The organism is Candidatus Solincola tengchongensis, assembly GCF_015711935.1.
Taxonomy (GTDB): Bacteria; Actinomycetota; Geothermincolia; order Geothermincolales; family RBG-13-55-18; genus Solincola_A; species Solincola_A tengchongensis.
In genome coordinates, this window is record NZ_JACVJJ010000078.1 from 24,972 (window position 1) to 46,436 (window position 21,465).

Here is a 21,465-nt window from a genome sequence, read left to right on the forward strand (position 1 = left end):
ACGTTCATGGGCATGGGACTCCGCTGGGATGTACGGAGATATGACGTGCTGGATTCCACCAACCTGGAGGCCAGGAGGCTTCTGGCGCGGGGAGCCCGGGAGGGGCTGGTTGTGACCGCGGCACACCAGACGGCGGGGCGCGGGAGGATGGACAGAAGCTGGCTGGACCGCCCGGGAAAGAGCCTCCTTGCGAGCCTGGTGTTCCGTAAGAAGGACCCCTTTGCCGTCGCCGCGCTTGTGGCCGTCTCCGTACGGGCGGCTGTGAGGAGCCTGGGGGGTGAGGGGCCGCTCTGCAAGTGGCCCAACGACCTGGTATACGGGAAGAGGAAGGTAGGGGGATTGCTCGCCGAATCCTTCCGTCACCAGGGCACCGATTTCCTCATCGTCGGCCTTGGTTTGAACGTGGGGTACCTGCCGGAGGAGTTGAATTTCTTCGCCAGGCTCCCGCCCACTTCGTTGCTCATCGAGGAAGGCAAGTCATGGAGCGCAGAGGAGATCCTGCACGCCCTGCTTTGCGAGTTGGAGGGTCGGATTCGTGAGGGTCTCAGGGACTCGATGGAGGAATACCAGACCAACATGGCATATCGAGGGTACTGGGTAGTGGTGGAAAACTATGTCATTAAGGGCCCGGCCGGAGAGGGGCGGGAGGAGCAGGAATCGTCGCTTGCAAGGGACGGCACGCGCCTTGAGGGCATCCTTGCCGGCGTGGACGAAAGCGGAAACCTGTTGCTCGAGGTGGGCAAGAATACGATCTCCGTTGTTGCCGGAGATCTGTCGCCCCTCCACGGGAAATAGCCGCCTTTCGAATCAACGACAGGTTGTTCTGGGCCGGCTCGCCGCATGGAAGCGGGTTTTCCGTGACGGGACTTCCTCGATCATTGGGAGTATTGTTTAAATGGCCCAGAGCCATGTGCGGAGAAAGAACCGGAGAAGTTGAAGTGATGACTCGGTTCGGAATAGGCTTTGAGGTCAAGCCAGAAAGATGTTGGGGGTCATGCGAAGGTCGTCGATAAATCGCTCTCCATCCCCTTTGGCATGGAGGCGTTGGGTTGCGCTCAACGTGGCCGTCATCCTGTCCTTGATCTTGATTCAACCGCTCGCTGGATGCGGCATGGCGCCACGGCAGGAGAGCTCTGCCGGCGTGGTCGTGGAATGCATCGGGACGGGTTCCTTCCCCCGCTGGTCATGGAGCCGGGACCTCATCACCTACACCGACCTGGTGGACGGGCAGTACGAGGTCTTCGTTTGCCACCCGGACGGGAGCGAGGCGGTATGCCTCACGGCGGGAAAGGAGGCTCTGCGGGGATGCGGCCATCGCGGCCAGTCGGCATGGCACCCCAGCGGGGAGTACATCGTCTTCACCGCGGAGAACGCCGCCTATCCACGGCTGGGACACGGGGCGTCCGCACGTCCGGGCTGGGGAAGGAACCACGACGTGTGGGTGATGACCGAGGACGGATCCCGTTTCTGGAGGCTCACCGATTACCCGGAGAACTGGGCGGTCATAGAGCCGTCCTTCTCCCCCGACGGCGGTAAGGTCTTCTGGTGCGAGGAATATTCCATGGAAAAATATCCCAACGGTAAGGAAGGGGACCTCCTGCTCCCGGGGGACCGCCCCTCCGGCCCCCCGTTCGGCCACCCCGGAGCCTATCATTCTTCCTTACAGTTCACCTACCGGGTGGGGGAGGAGATGCTCTGCTGGAGGATGGTGTATGCGGACATCACCTTCGGGCCGGGCGGGCCCGAGCTCTCGAACCTCCGGAGACTGGAGCCGCCTGAGGGGTACACCCTAAACGAGGCCAACGGGTTCCTGCCCGGGGGAGACGGGCTCATAGGCTGTTATTCCGTGCTCTCGGAGACCCGGGGCAGGGCTGTGGCCGGCGAGCTCTTCACCTGCGGGCTGGACGGGAGGCTGGCTGAGAGGCTTACGGATACCGTGTGGCTCCACGACGAGGATCCCTGTTTCTCCCCCGACGGGTCACTCATCGCCTTCAAGGAGACCAAGGGCATAGTGGGCCATGAGGACGAGGTGTACCTGATGCGCGCAGACGGCAGCGGAAAGGTGAGACTCACTCACTTTACCGAGCCGGGATACCCGGAGTACGACCCGGTGTACGAGATGGACGAGGTAGACCGATACGAGTACCGCCCATCAGGGACTCAGGTTACGGAGATCTGCTTCGGGCCGGACGGAAGGAGGCTGGTCTTCGGGCGTTGCCGGCCGACCGGGAGCCCTCTGGAATCGGCTCTCTCCCTCAATTCCTATCTCTATATCCTCACCTTGCCCGACGGCTATCCTGGAGGCGGGGAATGAGAACACAGTCAGGCGTGGGGTCTGACGCGGTGCGCCGAATACGCCACATTTTACTCATCGAGTCCCTGCTGGTCTTGGGAAGCGCGATCGCAGGTTATCTCCTGCACTGGCGTATCCCGCTGCCGGCGTGGCTCGCGGTGCCCGCCGGGCTTATTCTGTGGGCGGGGGGTCTCTTCTTCACCCTGCGCCTGAGGAGAAGGCGGGCGGAGCGGCGGGGGAGGGAAATGCGGGGAAGGTCGCGGAAGGGATATCCGCTCGTGGAAGCGCGGGGGGTAATGCACCTGGGGGTGGCTATCGGTTTTCGTTCCTGGCCCACCCTTGCCGCCGCGGCGGTCCTTTTCGCGGCGAATCTCGCTTTGGCCATGCGGATGAGGAGAACGCTCCTCAGAAAGCCTTGGTGAAGCGAGGATCATCCATCCTACGGTGGCCGCGAGTCCGTGACCTCGCGACGATAATAGTCCGACCAAAAACCTTTCGTGGTTCTGGACTACCCCGATCGTCTTCGTTGCTGAAGGGAGGCGTCCTTGGGGCTCTTTATGTACCTGACCGCGACCTTGACGCTCCCCGTGTGTCCACCATGTAGGGGGAAGGTTTCCCTGGGGTTTCGGCAAATCCTCGCCGGAGCTTCCCCGAGCCTGTCCTTTCGTCGGATAAGGGCACACCTTAGGGTTTTGATCGGTGTACCTTCGTGCCGAGGTGGATAAGGAGAGCATTTATTTCCGAGGGAGGGCACCCACGGGCTTTTGGCCAAGCCTCGCTGGATCGTCCAAGGGCTTTCCCCCCTCGCAGACATCGATTTATTGGAAGTCCCTCGAAGGGCGTTGCCGGCAAGGCCTTCAAAGCCGTCGACGTCGAATTACCGCCATCTGTCGAAGAGGCCGAACCCAATGCATTACCCATTTCTGAGGCAAGAACGCCCATTTGCTTGAAGGTTTGAAAAATCAACCGTTCAAGATGAAGTCAAAGACCTTCGGATGTCGTTGGAAAGGGTGGTGGCCTATCCATGCAGTGTCTTTGGGTTGACAGTCCGTGCGGCGCGAAAACATAATTTCCCTTCGAAGCATCCTGGCGGAATGGGCGGCGGCCCCCGGAGGTAAAGCTCCTGGGAATCCCGCGGGGCTCTTACCGGTCGTATCGCCATCCGGACAAGGTGTATGCAGCCGGAGACCGGGACCATTGGAGGGACCTCTTGAGCCACCTGTTGGCCGCGGGTTCGGCACGGTGGCCCGAATATCGTGAAACCTTGCCCGCTTCCGGCTTGAAAAAGGGCATTTCGATTGCGGGAGGGAGATGAAATGGCGGATCCCGAACATCTGGAGATGCTCAAGCGGGGCGTCAAGGCCTGGAACGAGTGGAGAAGGGACAACGTTTACCTGATCCCCGACCTCTACGGGGCCGACCTGCGAGGAATGGACCTGCAGTACGTGCACTTTATGCGCACCAACCTCGGCGAGGCCAATCTGGCCGGGTGCAACCTCCGCAAGTCTTTCTTGGTGGGGGCTTACCTCCACGGCGCCGACCTCTCGGGGTGCGACCTGGAAGGGGCGGACATGCGCGGCTGCCACCTGAGCGAGGCCCGCCTGCGCGGCGCCCGCCTGGTGGGAGCGGTGCTCAATAAGGCCCTGGCCGTGGGGGTCGATTTCAGCGGGGCGGACTTGAGGTCGGCCATGATGCTGGGCACCAACCTGGAGAACTCCGATTTCACCGGGGCGTACATGGAGGATGTGGACCTGACGGACGCCAGGCTGAAGGGCGTCAAGGTGGAAGGCGTCAGAGGTTACCGCTTCCCGGGGCGGTGATTCAATACACCCAGCCGGGGAAGGTGCACACGTTGGCCGGCTCGCGCGTGCGGTACATCTCGATCCCTCGCCACGGTTCCCCCAGGATGCCGTCGTGGATGGCCCAGGCACGCCCGCGGACCGTCTTCTCCATGCCCGGCCTCCGGAACGGGGTGCTCCCGTCCAGCTTCTCGAACAGTTCGCCGCCGGGTTGGAACCCGGCGTTGATCTCCTCCATCCTGCGCCTGCCCCGGATGTAGTTGAACCCGTAGTATTCGAATAGGATGGCCGTGTTGTAGGTCAGGGGCTCGGCGATGACCATGTCCTGGCCCATGGCGGTTATGAACTGCTCCGCCAGGGAGACGAAATCCCGCAGCAGGCGCAGGCCTCGCCGGACCTGGCCGGGAGACAGCCCGGCCTCCATGGCCCGTATCTCCTCCGGGATGTTGCGGCGCACGGTGGCGAACTTGGTCCGCCGGCCCGTCTCGTCCACGTCGGTGTTGAAGCGCGGGCTGCGGGGGTCGTTGATGATCAGGAAATTGATCTCTATCTTGTACAGGGGGGTGTCCTCGATCTCCAGATAGAAGATGCAGTCCCTGTCTCCGGGATTCTCCCGTACCTCGATGACGGCGAAGGTGGAACGTGGAAATGCCTTGATCTCCACCACTTTTTCTCCCCGGGGATTGGCGAAGGTGCGGCGGTCGATGCCGAAGAGGTCGAATATCTTTTCCGGGATGAGCAGGCCGTAAAGCCTCTCCTTAGCAGCATCTTCCAGCCGGTTGAGGTCCTGAATGTTGTGATGAGGGGCGCCTCCCGTCAGCTCCCTGAAGGTTTCCAGGAAATCATTGCCCGACTGCCGGCCCATTCCCGCCCCCTTTCCCTCTACGCGGAGAGCTTCTCGTCGACGAAACCGGCGATGCGCATGGCCATGGCCATGATGGTCAGCTGGGGGTTTACGCCCGGGGAGGAGGGGAGGATGCTCCCGTCGCAGATGAACAGGTTCTCCACGTCCCAGGTCTCCCCGGTGTGGCGCACCACCGACCATTCCGGGTCTCCCCCCATGCGACAGGTACCCAGAGGATGGTAGGCGCTCATGCCGTAGAAGTCCGAGGCCCTCACCCGGGAGCGCTCCAGGCGGCGGAGGTCCCTTGGGCCGCACAACTCGTAATGTCCGGCGATGGGGGTGAAAACCCTGCGGGCGCCGGCGGCGAACCAGATCTCGGCCATGAGCACCACCGCGGCCTTGGCCTTCTCCACGTCGCGCCCGCGCAGGTTGTAGAGCATGGCCGGACGGCCCCCGGCCCTGCGGAGGTCCACAACCCTTCCGCGGGAGTCGCTCTCCGAGACCATCCCGCCGAAGATGCCCATGTTGGGATATTTTTCCATAAGACTGGCGTGCCGCCTGCCGGCGAAGGGCAGGGCCAGTGCGTGCACCTCAGGGGGCACGGTGCCGCCTTCGAGCATGATTCCCTCCCCCTGGAACTCGTCCACGTAGCAGGCCTGGGGGATGCCGCGGGGAGGCCCCAGGACCTCGTCGAAGAGGGCCACCGTCTGCACGGCGGGATGGATCTGCAGGTTCTTCCCCACCTGGCCGCTGGAGTTGGCCAGGCCCTGGCGCAGGAGGAGGAAGGGAGAGGAAACGGCGCCGGCGGAGAGGACCACCACCTTGGCCCCCACCTCCAGGCGGCGGCCGTTGGGCCTGCCGCTCACGGGGTCCAGAAAGGAGGCGGAGACGCCGACGGCGCGCCCCTCCCGCAGCAGTATTCGTTCGGCCCGGCAGCGCGTGTAGATGTCGGCGCCGAAGGCCACGGCGTCGGGTATGAACGAAACGTCAACGCTCTGCTTGGAACCGGACGGGCAGCCGAAGACGCAGGAACCGAAGCCCTCGCATTCCTTGGCGTTACGCGGCAGCCACCCGCAGGAGAGGCCCAACCTCTCCGCCCCGGCAAGGAAAGTCCGGGCCACTTTTCCGGCCACCTCCGGGTCTGCCCTCTTCACGAACAGGTATTCCTCCAGATGGGCGTATATCAGGTCGAGTTCGCCCTCGGTTATCTCGCGGAGGCCGTGGGCCAACTGCCATTTCTTGAGCACGGGACGGTGCATGCGCAGCGCGGTCCCTGAGTTCACCGTGGTTGTACCGCCCACGGTCTTGCCCAGAGGGAGGAGGATGAAGGGCATGCCCAGGGTCACCGTCTGCCCGGCGTCCCGGTACATGCGCATGTAGGCCTCGGAGGGCCGGAGGTTGAAATCCCGGCGGGTGAAATACCCGCCCTCCTCGATGACCACCACCCTGTGGCCCTCCGAGGCCAACTCCCTGGCCAAAGGACCGCCGCCGGCGCCGGAGCCGATGATGGCCACGTCGGCCTCCAGGCGGAGGTCGGAGGCCACCTCTTCGGGTGTGAGGATCATGGCTTTCCCTCCTCTCGGGGCGGAAGAGAGCGGTCACGGGTCACCACGCGCAGGTCGGCCTCATCCCGCAGGGCCTGTGGGTCGAAGCCCAGGGGGACGGAGACCTCCGGGCGCCTGTAGTAGGACATGTACAGGGGCATGCCCGCCAAGAGGGCCGTGCCACGCAGGAGAGGGTAGCGCGAGGAGAGGAGGCGGTTCAGGAAATCCTCTCTCTCGCGCTCCTCGAGGCGCGAGAACGGCCTGCCCTTCATGATGAGGGACAGGGCGCGAAGCGCGAGCAGGCAGGCGCGGTAGAGGAAAGGGAACTCCGGAGCGCCGGCCCGTAGATATTCTTCCAGGAACTCCCTCTGGCCCCCAGGGTCGGGGGGAGGGAGGATTGAGGATCGGCCCAAGAACGCCGTCAACAGCTCCTCGAATCCGGTCTCCCGAAACGCCCGCATCCCGCTCCCTCCTGCCTGCTTCTCCTGGTCACCCCGCTTTCGGCGGCCCCATTTCAAGCAGATATTATCATAGGAGGAAAAGATCCGTTGAAGGCAGGTGTCCTGGAGTCGGTAGAGAGACGGTTTGCCACGTGGGGCGCAAAGCCGGGGGCGATGGCTACGCACGGCGACTGGGATGGCGACCGGCTCACTCCGATCTTGCGGTGGCGAGATGCTGTGTTGTGGCGCGGTAAAGGGCTTGGATTCACGAGTGGCCGGGAAGCGGATGCCGGTGGCCTGCCCGGAGCCAGGACGAGCCATCTCCGCGGCACTGTTCTGCGGCGCCAGAAACTTTTTCGTCGGCGAGGCCGGTGGGGTTATCGCGTTGCGTTTCCGGGATGGCGCATATCATGGTTAGCGGGTGGCGGAAAAGGGGGATTTATATAGGTGCTCGCCGGTTTTCTGTGCCGATCGACCGAGGTTTGCCGAGAGCATGTGGAAAACGGCATCTGGAAAGACCAGGCAAAGGCCTCGACAGGAAGGGAGGTGGAAGGTGGTGGTTGCGAGAAAAGGAGATGGAAAATTTACCAGATCCGATCACTATTTCCGGGTGGGCAGGCTGCGCTGCGCGGCCTGGCTCTACCTTCCTGAGGGAGTGCGGAGGCCGCCGGTGGTGGTCATGGCCCACGGATTCGGGGCCCAGAGGGACTTCGGCCTCCCGCCCTACGCGGAGAGGTTCGCCTCCGATGGCCTGGCCGTCTTCCTCTTCGATTACCGGAACTTCGGGGCCAGCGAGGGGCAACCGCGCAACCTGGTCAATCCCTGGCGCCACCTGAGGGACTGGAGACACGCCCTCTCCTACGTACGCTCCCTGAAGGAGGTGGACGGAAGCCGGGTGGGGCTCTGGGGCTCCTCCTACAGCGGCGGGCATGCCCTAGTGACCGCTTCCCGCGACGAAGGGGTGCGGGCGGTGGCCGTGCAGGTCCCCTTTGTGGACGGGTTCTCTTCCGCGGCCTACACGGGGCTCAGGCACGCCTGGCAGGCCACAGTGGCGGGGTTGAGGGACCTGGGGAGGGCCCTGACCTTCCGGGAGCCTTACTGCGTGCCCATCGTCTCCGATCCGGACACCTTCGGGATCATGAACACCCCGGAGAGCAAGCCGGGTTACCTGGCCCTCGTTCCCGAGGGGAGCGATTGGAAGAACGAGTGCCCGGCAAGGGCGGTGCTGGAGCTCCTTTTTTACCGACCGGCGAGGAGGGCGGGGAAAGTGATCTGTCCCGCGCTGGTCATACTCGGGGAGAAGGATTCCCTCATCAGGCCCCGCGCGGTGGAAAAGGCGGCCTCGCGCATGCGCGAGGTGACCATCGTGCACCTTCCGGTGGGGCACTTCGACGTCTACCACGGCGCGTGGTTCGAGAAGGTTTCCGCCATGCAGGCCGATTTCTTCCTCCGCCACCTGGGAACCTGAAGAAGACACCATTTCCGCGTTTCGGCGAGCTGGGCAGGATTTCGCCGCTTATGCACTAGCGGTGCTTGTTCTCCGCGGTGTTTTATCGTTTTAAACCATGCGCCTTTGAGTTAAAGAGTGGTCGGAAGACAGCTCTCCCATTCGGACAGAACAAGCGGATCGAAGGGACAGAAGGGGTGATCTCTCGGATGTTCCGGAGTTGACGCCGGCGTAGAGAAAGATTTATAAAATATGGAATGACACGTCATTCAGTAAGGGGGATGCATGAACCTCACCCTAGCTGAACGCCGGCGGAGCGAGATAATAGAGGCGGCTCTGGAGGTCTTTTCCGAGAAGGGATACCACGCGGCCAAGATCGAGGACATAGCCTCACGCCTGAACATCGGCCACGGCACCTTCTACCGCTATTTCAAGAACAAGCTGGACATCTTCAACCACGTGGTGGAGGATATCATCTCGCGAGCCAGGGATTTCGTCTCGGACATCGATCCCATGGAACCCAACACCCTCGAGGAGTACCGCCGACAGCTGGGCACCATCGGAGACCGCCTCTTCGAGCTCTTCAAGAATTACCCGCAGATATCCCGTGTACTCTTCTACGAGGCCTTCGGCATCAACGATCAATATATGCAGAAGAGGATAAGGGAGATCTTCGACCTCTTCGGGAGCTTCACCGCCATGTACCTGGAGAACGGAGTGCGCAAGGGATATCTCAGGAAGGACCTGCACATAAGGGAGACGGCCTTTGCCGTAAACGCCGCCCTTTTCGAGGCCTGTCGGAGGGTGGTCTCCAGCGAGGATCCAGAGCGGGCTGTGGAGGTTTGGAAAGAGACCATCATAACCCTGATGCTCGATGGGATGAGGGCTTGAGCCGCGAGCCTCCTTCGCATCGTTTCCGGTTGGGGCAAAGGTGGCGATGGAGGCACGCAAAGCCGGTCACGGTGGAGGGAAAGCAGAGGACGAGGCGGCTGCAATCTGCCCCGGGGCTGGAGGGGGCCATTGCGATCCGCCAGAGGGGCAGCGGCGCAGGGGCGTACGAGGTCCGGGGCGAGAGCGATGCGTCTCGCGAGAAGGGCATGAAGGGATAGGGATACCGTTTGGAAGCGGAACAGGAGGTGGAGGATGGTACAGGTAGACGTGTTCTGGAGCTACGGCATCGGTTCCAGCTTCGCGCTGGCCGCCTTCAGGCAGTTGCGCAGGTTAAAGGTGGAGAACGAGGTGCGCCGCTGGAAACTGGGATGGAAAGGCGGTACCGGGGGCGAGATCGCCGGGCCTCCGACGGCGGAGACCGTCCCGGCGGGGCTCAGCGAGGAGAACCACATCGCCTTCCAGGAACTGGTAAGGGAACTAAAGGCCAACGGGCTGCGCCCCGGCAAGGTCACCTTCCGGGACCTGGGCAAGGTGGTGAAGGTGGTGAAGGCCTGGGCGGAGAAGTACAGCGACGCCTTCCACAACGAGTATTTCCTCAAGAATCTCCTCTTCCTCTCTCTGCTCTTCGTCCCCTCCGGGTCGGTCCTCCTGTGGTCCAACCCCAACTGGGAGACCATGCAGGTGGGCAGCTACGAGACCATACCCCAGTGGCTGGTGGGGATCTTCACCACCACCAACGTCACCCAGGGCGTTCTGGGGTTCCTGGTCACCTATAACCTGCTCATGAAAGGTAAGTATTACCAGGCAGCCCTCCAGACCGTACTGGCCTACCTCGGGTTCTTCTTCATCCTGGCCAACGGGTGGGACAACCGCGGATACCAGCGCTTCTTCTCCAAGAACCGCGAGGCCTTCGAGAACTGGAAGTGGAGCAACGTCATCGGGTGGCTGGGCTCGGACGTGGTGGCCATCCTCCTGGTCTACGGCGCCGCCTTCCTTCCCCTGATGTATTACTGGATAACCAAGTGGATCATGGAGGGACAGGACCTGGAGAAGGGGATCGTGGGGGAGGCAGACGTGTTCGAGCGCCTGCCGGAGGCGGCGCGTCTTTTCGTCCTGGAGAACGCGGCCATCTTCGGAGGGACGCTGGGTCCGGCAGTCCTGTCCACCATCCTCATCCGAAGGTTGGGATGGGCGAAGGGCCTTTCGGCAACGGCGGCGGTGGTGGCGCTCATGCTCAGCAGGGTAGGGATAGGGCCGGCGCTGTGCAAGCGGCTCCTGGGTGTGGAGTCGCTGCGCGACGTCCCGGTGGAGGAGCTGGTACAGAAGGCCGTGGACGAGGAGAAGGCGGCGCTGGCGGTGAGGTCCTGAGGGCCTCCTTCTCGCAAAGCCCCATGGGGGAAGGGCGGTAAAGCCCTTCCTTTTGCTTATAACCGTCTTTTAATACGAGGGGTGAACGGTGTTCCAGATTTTTCTAGGTTGGACGCGAGTGGTGCACCCCTTTCCGGAAGCCGCATCGGATATGTGGTCGGTCTACTGGGGCGGACCCCGGGATCTTATGGAGCGCAAGACAAAAACCGCTGAAAAGCCGGCGAGCGAGGCAGTGGTTCCCTTGATCGGGGACGTTTGGATAAGGGCGGAGGTGAAAAGGGACCGGAGACGCGTCGCGGCTTCATGGACACATAACGGCTCGTTTTTCCGGAGTAAAGGTCATTTCGTATCGTCGGCTTGAAGAGGCTGAGGTCATGAAGGGAGGCTTGACCACGATCGATATCCACCTCCTCAGTCTTGGAGGAAAGCGGGGCATCAAGGGTTAGAATTTAAGGAGAAGCGTGTTCCCGACTGAGGTCAGGGGGGCGGGAGAGGTGCCGGGCATGGCGGCATATCTTGAACATCATGGGTGGTTTGGGCTCACGTGGTCCCGGTTGATACCGCTCGCCCTGGCCCTGCCGGTCGCCTGCCTCCTGTTCATCCCCTCGCCTCCCGGTAAGGGTCCGGCCAATGCCCTTCGCCCGTCGCGGTGGATGGGAGAGTTCCCCGCCGCCGGGGCGCAGCCGGAAGGGGAGGCAGGCACGGCGTCCGACCCTGCTCGCCGGGACGAGGGGGGAAGGAAAGGCCGGATGGAGGAGTACCTGCAACCCGGCGACATCCTCCTCGGGAGGTGCCGGCTCAGCCTGGTCCCCTCCCTGAACCCGCCCGGGGGATGGACGCACGCCGCCATCTACGTGGGCGGGGGGGACATCGTGGTGGCCGCCAATCCCTACCAGGGGACGGTGCGGGCATCCGCGAGCTCATGGGAATTTCCCAGGATGACCTGGGTGGCCTGCCTCCGTGTCACCTCGGCGACGGTGGAGGAGAGGGCCCTGGCGGCCAAGCTGGCCGCGGAGGAGGTGGGCACATCATACGACATGAACTGGTTCGCGGAGCAGGAGAACGGCGATACCTGGTACTGCAGCGAGCTCCCCTGGGCCGTCTATCGGAGGGCCACCGGCGGGAGGGTGGACCTGGAGAACGGCCTGGGGGCCTTTGGGGTCTCGCCGGACGACCTCTTCCTCCATCCGGAGACCGAGGTTATAGGGGGACATTACGAGCGCCGGCCGGATACCGCTCTTTCCCTGCTCTTCAAGGCCCTGACCCTCTGTGCCCTCTTCGGGGTGGCCTCTGTGATGTTCTGTTGATGCACGAGGAAAGGAGGACGGCTTGGGTGTTGAGGTGGAAAAGAATGGCAAGATATGGACGGTGATCATCAACCGGCCGGAGGTCAGGAACGCCATCGACTACGACACATCCCGGGAACTGGCGGATGCCTTCCGAGCCTTCGATGCCGACGGTGATGCCTGTGTGGCGGTGCTCTGGGGCGCGGGGGGCACCTTCTGCGCCGGGGCCGACCTCAAAGCCCTGGCCTCGAAGCCCCTTCACGAGGCGGCGCGCCTCAACGAGGACATGGCCGCGGACGGCCCTCTCGGGCCCACACGGATGCTCCTCGGCAAGCCGGTGATCGCCGCCATCTCCGGTTACGCCGTGGCCGGGGGGCTGGAGCTGGCGATATGGTGCGACCTCAGGGTGGCGGAAGAGGACGCCGTCCTGGGGATATTCGAGAGGCGTTTCGGCGTCCCCCTAATCGACGGGGGGACGCAGCGCCTGCCCCGCCTGATAGGCATGAGCCGGGCCCTGGACCTCATCCTCACCGGGCGCCCGGTGGGGGCGGAGGAGGCGCTGGCCATGGGCCTGGTGAACCGCGTGGTACCCAAGGGTAAGGCCAGGGAAGAAGCGGAGAAGCTGGCCGCCCAACTGGCCGGGTTTCCCCAGGTATGTATGCGCAACGACCGCCTGGCCCTCTACCGCGGGATGGGGAGGCCCTTCGAGGAGGGGATGGAGATCGAGTTCCGGCTGGGGATGGAGACCCTGGCCAGCGGGGAGGCGCTGAAGGGTGCCTCCCGCTTCGCTGAGGGGACGGGAAAACACGGCCGGTTCGAGCCCTGACGAATCCGGTCGGCGACCTTCCATCGGCTGCGGCAGTTGGTCCGCGGCAAGGGCCTTGGAGGCGCCGGGAAGACAAGCCCCGTCGTTCCATATGCGCCTTTCCGATAGGTGATGCTGTTTCGCCGTGGGTGGGTTTCTTTACCCCATGAGAACGCATATCCCGCGGAGCGGAGCCCTGCGAGGACGTCGAAAGCGGCAGGGCTCCAGTTCCGGATGAGTCAGGTGACAATTGTGAGATCTCCATAAAAGCGATAGATGGTGATTCTCTCCCGTAGGTGGTTTCGCTATTCCCAGAAACTACCTTTTTCATGATTGGGCAAACGCGTGAAGAGGGCGGGATATGTGATCGACTGTTGGTCGGGAGGATTCAGGGGATGGTGGCGAGATCCCCGCGGATGGTGACCGGGGTACCTAGGCCCGCGCAGAGAGAGGATATCTGTCCGAGCCAGGAGGCCGCCTCCTGCCCGCTCATGAGCACCGGCCTTCCGCTGACGATGCGTATGGGACGGATGGTCGCCGTGTCGAAGCGGCCGCACTCCATGGTCACGGAAAGGAGCGCGCTGTAGGTCCCCTGCACACTCCCGGGGTTGAAGACGAAATTGCCCAGGCTGTAGGCGATGAGCCTACCTTTATATATCTCCATTCCCTGCACGACATGCGGGTGATGGCCCAGGACGAGGTCCGCCCCGTGGTCCACGGCCAGGTGCGCCAGGTAGCGTTGGCGGGAAGTGGGATCGTATTCCTTTTCCACGCCCCAGTGGAAGGAGACCACCACCAAATCGGAGCGCTCCCGGGCCGCGGAGACCTCGGCGGCTATGCGCCCGGCGTCGGAGGCGTCCGCCACTCCGGGATAACCCGGCCCCGCCGGCCAGCCGTAATAGTTCACGTCGTTATAGGCCAGGAAGGCCACCCGGAGACCGTTCGCGGTGAGATATGCGGGACGGCGGGCCTGGGTGATGTCGGCCCCCGAACCGCAGTGAGCTATCCCGTTGGCCTCCAGATGGAAGAGGGTGTCCACCAGGGCCTCCCCCCCGAAATCCCGGGCATGGTTGTTGGCATGGGAGAGCACGTCGATGCCCGCCCCGCGCATGGCGGGTATGGAGGCCGGGCTTCCGCGGAAGGTGAAGCTCTTTCCGGGTACCGGGCTCCCCCGGTAGGAGACGGCGCACTCCAGGTTGGCGAAGGCAAGGTCCGCCGCCTGCATCAGCCCGGCGACGCCGGTCCACGGGTATTCGTAGCCGTAACCCATGTCGAACTGATCCAGGTCCAGATTGACATCGCCCACGCAGGTCAGCGTGCACCTGGAGAGGGGCCGGTAGGCGAAGTAGAGAGGCCGTTCCGCTACTAACGGGAGGTCCGATTCCATGCGCACTGAGAACTCCCTGTCCGCGCCCACCGCCTCACGCGCGCTCAGGGTGAGGCGGCTCCTGGGGCGGAGGGCTAGCCGCCACTCGATATGGCGGCCGGAGGGTTCCATGAAGGTCGCCAGGAGCGTGGCCGGCTGCGGGTTGGGGTTCATCACGCATAAATAGGCGTCGAAGCCGGGATGGGTGCAGCCCTCGGCGAAAAACAGCTCCCGGGCGAGTGAGGTGGCGCCCGCGGTGACGTGGCCGCCCGGTATGCGCCCGGCATAGGCGAAGTAGAGAGGCCGTTCCGCCACCACCGGGAGGGTCGAGGTTATCTCACAGGAGACGTCCCTGTCCGGGCCCACCACGTGGTTGACGAACACCGTTTGTCGGCGCCGTGGAGGGACGGTGACCTCCTGAGGACTCAGTTCCTCGGAGGCGGAGAGGAAAGAAAGGGTGACCTTCGCCGCCTCCTCCCCGGGGTTGAGCAGGCAGATCCACTCCTCAAACCCCTCCCGGGTGCATCCCTCGGCAAAATACCATTTATTGGAAGGTGATGTCGAGCCTAGGGCCACATGCCCGCCGTCCCATCCTCCCCGGTAGTCGAAATACACCGGCCTCTCCGCGACCACGGGTCGCGAGGAGGTCACCCGCATGGAGAGGTCCACGGACGGGGGGACGAAATCCCCTGCCCGCAGGGTAAGCCGGCTTCCCGGTGGCATGCGGAAATCGGCTGAGGCATTCTCTCCCTGGCCCGCTCCGAGCATGAAGTTCACCTCAACGGCGGTTTCCGCGGGGTTGGGGTTGGCCACGCACAACCAGGTCTCGAAGCCGGGATGGGTGCATCCCTCGGCGAAGAACCAGGTGTCGGAGGCGGAAGAGGCACCGTGTTCGCAGTGGCCGCCCGCCCATCCCCCTGGCCCGTATCGGAAGTATACGGAGCGTTCTGCGACCACCGGTATGTCCGATTCCAGGGCCACGGAGAGGTCCAGGCCCGTGCCGGCGACATGATTGACGGAGAGGGTGAAACGGCTGCCCGGCCCAACGGTAGCCATGTAAGGGGTGCTCTCCCCTTGGGGCAGCAGGAAGCGGAAGGAGAGCTCGCTCGGCCTGTCCGTGGGGTTCAGGACGCAAATCCATTCCTCGAAGCCGGGACGGGTGCAGCCCTCGGCGAAAAACCAGATGGAAGAGGTACCGGGCAGTGCTCCGGCACAATGCCCTCCTTCCCATTCCGCCCTGGGTGTTTCGATTCCCGGAAAGAAAAGAAGGATGAAGAAGGTGAGAATAGCGGTCAACACCGCCCTTCGGTGCCTGTGCCGCGTCTTGTTTGAGAAAACCATGCTCATAAAAGAAGGCCTTGCCATCCCATCCCTGATTGGCGCCGGAAGGCGACAGCATGACCGTTCCGGTGTCATCAGCGGTACACCTGCGGTCTGGGGGCCGGATTCGACATCCCCGCTTGGGATTGAGAGCGTGGAAGTCCTCGGACCCCTTTCTTCATTAGCCCTTTGTCTTTCACTCCCGTGTTGCGCCATGGAAACTGCTGCCAACCCATTATATCCCAGAACCAGACAGGAGACCGAATGGGCGGATCGATCTCGGACATGCGAGGAGGAGCCGAGATTCCGCTGCAGATCGGTGTTGTGAACGGCAGTGCTGGGTTTGCCCACTGTCCAACTCGTGCTCAATCGCTGAGACGAGTAACCCCATGCGGCACGATGCCTGCCGGCCGTTTCGGACCAGCGGTTCCAGGGCGAGAGCTTCAGGCGGGGTCGAGGATCGCCGGGCGACAAACCGTCCGTCCGAACTGCAGGTGGATGGGGGTGCTCGCAGGTTTCAGGCGCAGGTTCGTTGCCCCTATATAGCCGGTTTCGCCCGCACCTGCCAGGGGGATGGACGGGCTCGCGGGTCTCGGATGCACGCCTGGTCTCTGGGCCTCCGGCGGGTATCGGGGTTCACGTGTACGGCCCGGAAAAGCGTTCCGCAAGCCGCCCGACCTCGGAGTCCAGCGCGGGCGGCTCCTCTCCCCGGTAGACGGCGGCTATCCAGCCGGCGATGCGCTCCATCTCCTCCCTTCCCATGCCCTGGCGGGTGATCTCCGCGGTGCCCAGCCTTCCCCAGGCGTCCACGAAGATGCCATGGGCTTCCAGGGCGCGGCACAGGCGCATCGCCTCTTCCTCTCCCAATCCCAGGAGGACCTGATGGGAAGCGGTGTAGCCCCTACCCGCGAAGCGCACCGGGACGCCCGCGGCGTGCAGGGCCCCGGCAAGAGCCCGGGCGTTTTCTATGACCCGGCGGCCGTAGCCTGGGTCCTGCCCGATTTCCTCTAGGGCCAGGCCCAGGGCCGCGATGCGGTTCAGGTGAGGGTTGTCCACCAGTCCGATGCCCTCCTGGAGGTCGAGTTCCAGGAATTGCCTGAGCCGTACCGCCAGCTCCGCCCTGTCGGTGAGGATGAGCCCGCCCTGAGGTCCGAAGAGGGATTTGTGGGTGCTGCCTATGAGGATATCCGCCCCTTCGCGTAAGGGGTCCTGGAACTCGTCGCAGGCGATGAGGCCCAGCACGTGGGACCCGTCGTATACCAGCAGGCATTGGTATCCCTCCTCCTCCAGCCGGCGGCGTATGTCCCTCACCGGATGGGGAAAGGGGATGAAAGAGGCGCCCAGGAAGGCCACCTTCGCCCCTTCCCGGATCAGAGCCTCGACGGCGGCCCCGACGTCTATCTCCAGGGTCTCCGGGTCGGCGGCTATGGCGACTCGCCGCCGGTGGAATTTCTCCACGCCGAAGGGGTATCCGCCTGCGGTAAAGGGGATGAGTCCCACAGCATCCCCCGGGGAGGTGAAGGCGAAGAGGACGGCAAGGACGCAAAGGTTCCCGGATACGGGGGACACCAGGGCGTGCCCGGCCTTGAAGGTCTCGCGGGCCAGGCGTTCCGCCTCCTCCACGATGCGCCGGGCGTAGAGGGAACCGCCGTACCCCTCCGCCTGGTAGCGGCCGGCGAGGTCGCTTCCCAGGGCGCGCAGTACGGTGGGGGAGGGGCGGTTCTCCGAGGCCACCAGGTTTATCCCGGCGCGGCGGAGCCTTTCATGTGCTTCAAGAAGGGAGGCGAGGCGGGAATCACCCTCTCCGCCCGCCATTCCCTCCAGGGCTGGCTCGAAGAGCGCCTCCAGGGCCTCCTCCAAATCCAGGATGCGCTGCCCCAACACCGCCAGCCCCTCGTCCTTGCCCAGCATCGCTTCCAGTTTCCGGTAATTCCAGGCGGTGGTGGCCCGTATCCTGGAGGTAGCCTCCATCACCGTCGCCTGGAGGCTCTCGGCGATCTCCGCCACCTCCTGCTCCCGCTGCGCCTCGGCGGAGGCGTCCTCGCCCCTCCGCCTCCTGTCCCAGGTGGATAAGCGGCAATCGGCGTATCGTTCCAATATTTTCCTGCACAGCACGGGTAGGCGCCGGAACCCTTCCGGGAGAAGGGAGAGCCTCTCCAGCCCTTCGATTTCCTCCAGGCGCGAGTCGAAGGCTTCCGCGACATGGCTGTGCAGGTCCAGCCGTGGGGGCCACTCGGGCCGCGCCTCGCGGAGCACCGCTTCGGCGATTTTGGAAATCCCTTCCAGGGGCTTGGCGAAGAGGCGGTCCGCGTCCCCTTGGACTCTGCGGCGCACGGCCAGCTTGTGACTCACGAGGACGGCGGTCACGCTCCCTCCCACCAGTAACCCCAGGATACCCAGGACGAGGTTTTCCCAACTCATCTACGCTCACCCTGAACGACATATTGACTCAAACGGAGGCGGGCTTCACCCAATGTTGTTTTCCTTGCTTTGGACGGACGGTTTAGGCCGCCAAGTTAAATATAGTCGATACCCCCGACAACTTCATTCCGGGATTATAAGCGGGGAATCGCATCCTTCACGGGATCCAGAGCGATGTTTCCCTTTTCCGATGGGGAACGGAGGTGATGTCGCCGCGGCGGGAAATGTGCCAGGAAAGACATACGGGAAAGCGCTTCGGCCTCATGTATGGGATTTCAGACGTGGTCGTTGGGATAGAATGTCATCGAGGAGAAAATATACGAGAAAAGGCCTTCACGGGAGGGATCCAACACAAGGGGCGCGGAAGACGGGAAGACCTGTCGCATGAGGAGGCATTCTTGCCGCAGCGCCTCAGGGCACGGCCACGGCCGTTGGGGCTGCGGCGAAGGCTTATCCGGTCAGGAAGGGTCTTCCAACCCGGACGGGGATGGATCGGAGGCGTAGATGAGCCAGGAGGTGGAGATAGTGGGGGCGGGGCTCGCCGGCCTCACGGCGGCGATAACCCTGGCCAGGCGAGGTTACCGGGTCACCGTCTACGAGGGAAAGGAGCACGTCGGAGGGGACATGTCCTACGCCGACTCCACCCTTTTGAACTTGGAGGCGGTGCGTTCCGCGCTGGGGCTGGAAGTGGAGGAGGCTCTGGAGCCCTGGACCGTGACCCGGGCCTGGGCTTACGGGAGGCGGTACGAGTTCGGCCTTCCGCGGGGGGTGGAGGGATACACGGTGGAGAGGGGGAGGGGCGAGCGTTCCCTGGAGAACGTCCTCTACCGGCGTGCGCTCGAGGAGGGGGTGGAGGTCGTCCTGGGCAGGAGGTTCTCCAAGGATGAGCTTAAGGCGCTGCCGCCCCGCACCATCTTGGCCACGGGCCTGGACCGCGAGGGTTTCGAGGCCCTAGATATCCCCTGCCGCCCCTTTTTCTGTCACCTGGCCACCGGCAAGGGCGACCCGTCGAGGCCGAGCGTGATAATCTACCTCGACCGTTTCACGAGGGAATTTGGTTATTATTTCCAGAAAGGGGAGGTGGCCGGGGCCCTGGTCTTCGGCCTGCAGCGCCCGCTCACGGACGGGGAGAAGGAGAGGTTCAAGTCCCTTTTGGCCGCAAACGAAGGGATCGAGTTCGATGCCTGGCACGACCGAGTGGCCTCCTGGGCGGCCTGGCCGCTGGGTTCGTGGAGGGGGCCGCGCCTCTTCCACGAAGGACGCGTACTGGCCGGGACGCTGGCCGGCCTGGTGAGCCCGGTGCTCCTCTTCGGGGTGAACGGGGCTCTGTTCTCCGGTAGAGTAGCCGCCCTCGCCGTGGAGGACCCCGACGGGGCGCGCAGGGAGTTCCGGCGCCTGGCGCCCCTCTTCTGGCCGCAGTTCCTGTTCCGTAAGCTGCGCGAGTACCTCCCTCATTCCGTCCTCAAGACGCTCACCAGGCTCATCCTCTCCACCTACGATCCGGATAACTTCCCTTACGCCATGCTCTTCGTGCTCCTACCGCCCGGACACCGCCGCGCCCGCTGAGTTCTGAAGCCGACGTTCTTGGAGGGTTGTGCTTGAGGGGATATATCCCGCATCATACTCAACGGAAGATTGGGATGCTAAGCATGGAGACGGAAAAGGGGCGGTTTAGTCAAGCTCCCTCTCCTCCTCCCCGGCATAATTTATTTTCAAGGCGTTTTCGTGCTTTCCGCGCCCCTCAAAGCGGCCGAACCCGCGCACTCCATTTGAGGCCTTCTTCTTTTTTCAACAAACACCTCCTCGCCCTTCTCTACCTTATCTTGGAAGTATATTCCGTTTCTGGCAGGGGGTTTTTCTTGAAAATGCCGTGCAGAACGCCGGAGGGAGCATGGGCCAAAGCCGGTTTACGGATAAGAGTACAGAGGGTTCACGTCCTCCGGAACATGGATATCCTGACCGTGATCGCCATGGCCATTATCGGTTCATTGCGAGAGGAACGCGAAATGAAGAAGGCCCGGGCGCCCCGGGCCTCGCCTGTTGTTCGAGGTTGGAGGATCAGTCGACCTTCTTGAACATCTTCCGAGGAGCGCCGCAGATGGGGCACTTCTCGGGGGCCTCGTTCTCCACGGTGTTCCCGCACACCTGGCAGACGTAGTAGTCCACCTCCTCGTTGTTGCCCAGGTTGTCCAGGGCCTTTTGATAGAGCCCGGCGTGGATCTCCTCCACGGCGTTGGCATTGGCGAAGGAGATGTAAGCGGAATCGTTTCCCTCCGCCTTGGCTTCCTCCATCATCCGGGGGTACATGGAGCGGAACTCCGCCGTCTCTCCCTCGATGGCCTGGCGCAGGTTCTCCTCCGTGGAGCCGATGCCCCCCATGACCCGCAGATGGGCGAGGGCATGCACCGTCTCCGCCTCCGCGGCGGCGCGGAAGAGTTTGGCCACCTGTGCGTAGCCTTCCTCCTCGGCCTTCCTGGCGAAGGCCAGGTACTTGCGGTTGGCCTGGGATTCCCCGGCGAAGGCCTCCTTGAGGTTGTCCATGGTGCTCATAACCTACCTCCTTGTATCTCGGTACTCCTTTCCGTCCTCCTTGAGGGCGCTTCCCTATAATCGGTGAGCGCGCCCAACGACCTTCTTTCGCATCCGTAATATTCCCAGCGGAGGACGAAAATATACAAGCAGGAGCGCAAGCTGTTCAACCATGATGTGGCTCATACGGGCTTGCCTCGTGCCGCATGAACGCCGGCTCGCCGCTAGACGGACCCCTTGAAGGCCACTAAGCCGTCGAGGTTCCCCCAGCCCGATCCTCCCACCGCCCATATATGGGTGGAGTCCAGGATGTCGATGTCGTTTATGTCTCCCTTGTAGGTGTCGTCGGGGTACTGCACCTCCCAGTCGGAACCGTTCCAGTAATGGATGACCCCGTACCACCTGCCCGTCCACACGCTGGTGGGGGCCAGCCCGGCCACGCAGAGCAGGCCTTCGGTCCAGCCGGTCATGATGGTGCTCCACGAAGTCCCGTTAAAGTAATAGAGGTCCACACCCATGACCCACACGTTGTTCGCGTCCTTCACCCAGATGTCGGTGAGGTCATCGGCGGTGACCCCGGTCACCTTGCTCCATGTGGAACCGTTGTAGCGGAGGATGGTCCCGTCGTCGCCCACCGCCCAGACGTTGTTCGTGCCCGTTCCCTCCACGCTGCGCAGGTTGGCAGTGGTGCCGCTCTCCTGGTGGGTCCAGTAGGTGCCGTTCCAGTAGACGATGCTCCCCAGCTCCCCCACCGCCCAGACGTGGGAGGAGTCGGCGGCGTACACGCCGTAGAGGTGGTGGCCCTCCTGCCCGCTGTCCTGCTCCTTCCAGGAGGTGCCGTCGTAATAGAGCAGGATGCCCTGGTAACCCACCGCCCACACCCGGTTGGCGGCCGCCGCGCTGACGTCGTAGAGGGCGTTCGTGGTCCCGGAGTTCTGGCTGGTCCACGAGGTGCCGTTGTAGCGGAGGATGGTCCCGCCGGCACCCACCGCCCAGACGGCGGTGGAGTTCAGGGCGTCCACGCCGTAGAGGGAATTGACGCCCGAGAGCTGCGTCTGCCAGCCCCCGGCGGACCCCCCTCCGCCGCCGGTGGTCACGGTGAAGGGCTTTCC

Annotated in this window: 16 protein-coding genes; 9 read left to right on the plus strand and 7 right to left on the minus strand. The window is 63.6% G+C overall.

Annotated features, from left to right (window positions below; all coding sequences use genetic code 11):
* Positions 1–6: 6 nt before the first annotated feature.
* The 3 genes from H7007_RS06605 to H7007_RS06615 all read left to right on the plus strand — a co-directional run bounded on the left by H7007_RS06605 (position 7) and on the right by H7007_RS06615 (position 4,113).
* A complete protein-coding gene (locus tag H7007_RS06605; protein WP_287154088.1) occupies positions 7–795 on the plus strand; it encodes a biotin--[acetyl-CoA-carboxylase] ligase in 789 nt (262 codons plus the stop codon).
* A gap of 346 nt (positions 796–1,141) precedes the next feature.
* The gene (locus H7007_RS06610) at positions 1,142–2,314 is read left to right on the plus strand and encodes a TolB family protein (RefSeq protein ID WP_287154090.1); all 1,173 of its coding nucleotides are present in this window, start codon (positions 1,142–1,144) and stop codon (positions 2,312–2,314) included.
* 1,295 nt (positions 2,315–3,609) lie between these two features.
* A complete protein-coding gene (locus tag H7007_RS06615; RefSeq protein ID WP_287154091.1) occupies positions 3,610–4,113 on the plus strand; it encodes a pentapeptide repeat-containing protein in 504 nt (167 codons plus the stop codon).
* Between the two features lies 1 nt (position 4,114).
* On the opposite strand, the gene H7007_RS06620 is transcribed toward H7007_RS06615, so the two are convergent.
* Genes H7007_RS06620 through H7007_RS06630 form a run of 3 tightly spaced genes read right to left on the minus strand, consistent with a single transcriptional unit; the run spans position 4,115 to position 6,941 of the window.
* On the minus strand, positions 4,115–4,957 hold the full coding sequence (locus tag H7007_RS06620) for a hypothetical protein (RefSeq protein ID WP_287154093.1): 843 nt from the start codon (positions 4,955–4,957) through the stop codon (positions 4,115–4,117).
* A gap of 17 nt (positions 4,958–4,974) precedes the next feature.
* Entirely contained in the window at positions 4,975–6,501 is a 1,527-nt protein-coding gene (locus H7007_RS06625) for a GMC family oxidoreductase (protein WP_287154094.1), read from the minus strand.
* Positions 6,498–6,941 (minus strand): hypothetical protein, encoded by a 444-nt coding sequence (locus H7007_RS06630; protein ID WP_287154095.1) that lies wholly within the window; start codon positions 6,939–6,941, stop codon positions 6,498–6,500. The genes H7007_RS06625 and H7007_RS06630 overlap by 4 nt, the downstream gene beginning before the upstream one ends.
* A gap of 532 nt (positions 6,942–7,473) precedes the next feature.
* Between H7007_RS06630 and H7007_RS06635 the strand changes: the two genes are divergently transcribed.
* The 5 genes from H7007_RS06635 (at position 7,474) to H7007_RS06655 (ending at position 12,738) form a co-directional block, all read left to right on the plus strand.
* On the plus strand, positions 7,474–8,388 hold the full coding sequence (locus H7007_RS06635; RefSeq protein ID WP_287154097.1) for an alpha/beta hydrolase: 915 nt from the start codon (positions 7,474–7,476) through the stop codon (positions 8,386–8,388).
* Positions 8,389–8,652: 264 nt separating this feature from the next.
* A complete protein-coding gene (locus H7007_RS06640; protein ID WP_287154099.1) occupies positions 8,653–9,258 on the plus strand; it encodes a TetR/AcrR family transcriptional regulator in 606 nt (201 codons plus the stop codon).
* A gap of 252 nt (positions 9,259–9,510) precedes the next feature.
* Positions 9,511–10,626, plus strand: coding sequence for a hypothetical protein (locus H7007_RS06645; RefSeq protein ID WP_287154101.1), 1,116 nt, complete (start codon positions 9,511–9,513; stop codon positions 10,624–10,626).
* Positions 10,627–11,375: 749 nt separating this feature from the next.
* Positions 11,376–11,933 (plus strand): YiiX/YebB-like N1pC/P60 family cysteine hydrolase, encoded by a 558-nt coding sequence (locus H7007_RS06650; protein ID WP_287154103.1) that lies wholly within the window; start codon positions 11,376–11,378, stop codon positions 11,931–11,933.
* A gap of 22 nt (positions 11,934–11,955) precedes the next feature.
* Positions 11,956–12,738, plus strand: a complete 783-nt coding sequence (locus H7007_RS06655) for a crotonase/enoyl-CoA hydratase family protein (RefSeq protein ID WP_287154105.1) — start codon at positions 11,956–11,958, stop codon at positions 12,736–12,738.
* Between the two features lie 367 nt (positions 12,739–13,105).
* Here the strand turns inward: H7007_RS06655 and H7007_RS06660 are convergent, their stop codons facing one another.
* Together H7007_RS06660 and H7007_RS06665 are read right to left on the minus strand one after the other, a co-directional pair.
* Positions 13,106–15,379, minus strand: a complete 2,274-nt coding sequence (locus tag H7007_RS06660) for a CapA family protein (RefSeq protein WP_287154106.1) — start codon at positions 15,377–15,379, stop codon at positions 13,106–13,108.
* Between the two features lie 660 nt (positions 15,380–16,039).
* Positions 16,040–17,824, minus strand: a complete 1,785-nt coding sequence (locus H7007_RS06665; RefSeq protein ID WP_287154108.1) for a PLP-dependent aminotransferase family protein — start codon at positions 17,822–17,824, stop codon at positions 16,040–16,042.
* A gap of 504 nt (positions 17,825–18,328) precedes the next feature.
* Between H7007_RS06665 and H7007_RS06670 the strand changes: the two genes are divergently transcribed.
* Positions 18,329–19,390 (plus strand): NAD(P)/FAD-dependent oxidoreductase, encoded by a 1,062-nt coding sequence (locus H7007_RS06670; protein WP_287154110.1) that lies wholly within the window; start codon positions 18,329–18,331, stop codon positions 19,388–19,390.
* A 492-nt stretch (positions 19,391–19,882) separates the two neighbouring features.
* Here the strand turns inward: H7007_RS06670 and H7007_RS06675 are convergent, their stop codons facing one another.
* A complete protein-coding gene (locus tag H7007_RS06675) occupies positions 19,883–20,374 on the minus strand; it encodes a rubrerythrin family protein (protein ID WP_287154112.1) in 492 nt (163 codons plus the stop codon).
* Positions 20,375–20,577: 203 nt separating this feature from the next.
* A partial coding sequence (locus tag H7007_RS06680; RefSeq protein ID WP_287154114.1) for a WD40/YVTN/BNR-like repeat-containing protein occupies positions 20,578–21,465 on the minus strand: 888 nt, incomplete at its 5' end.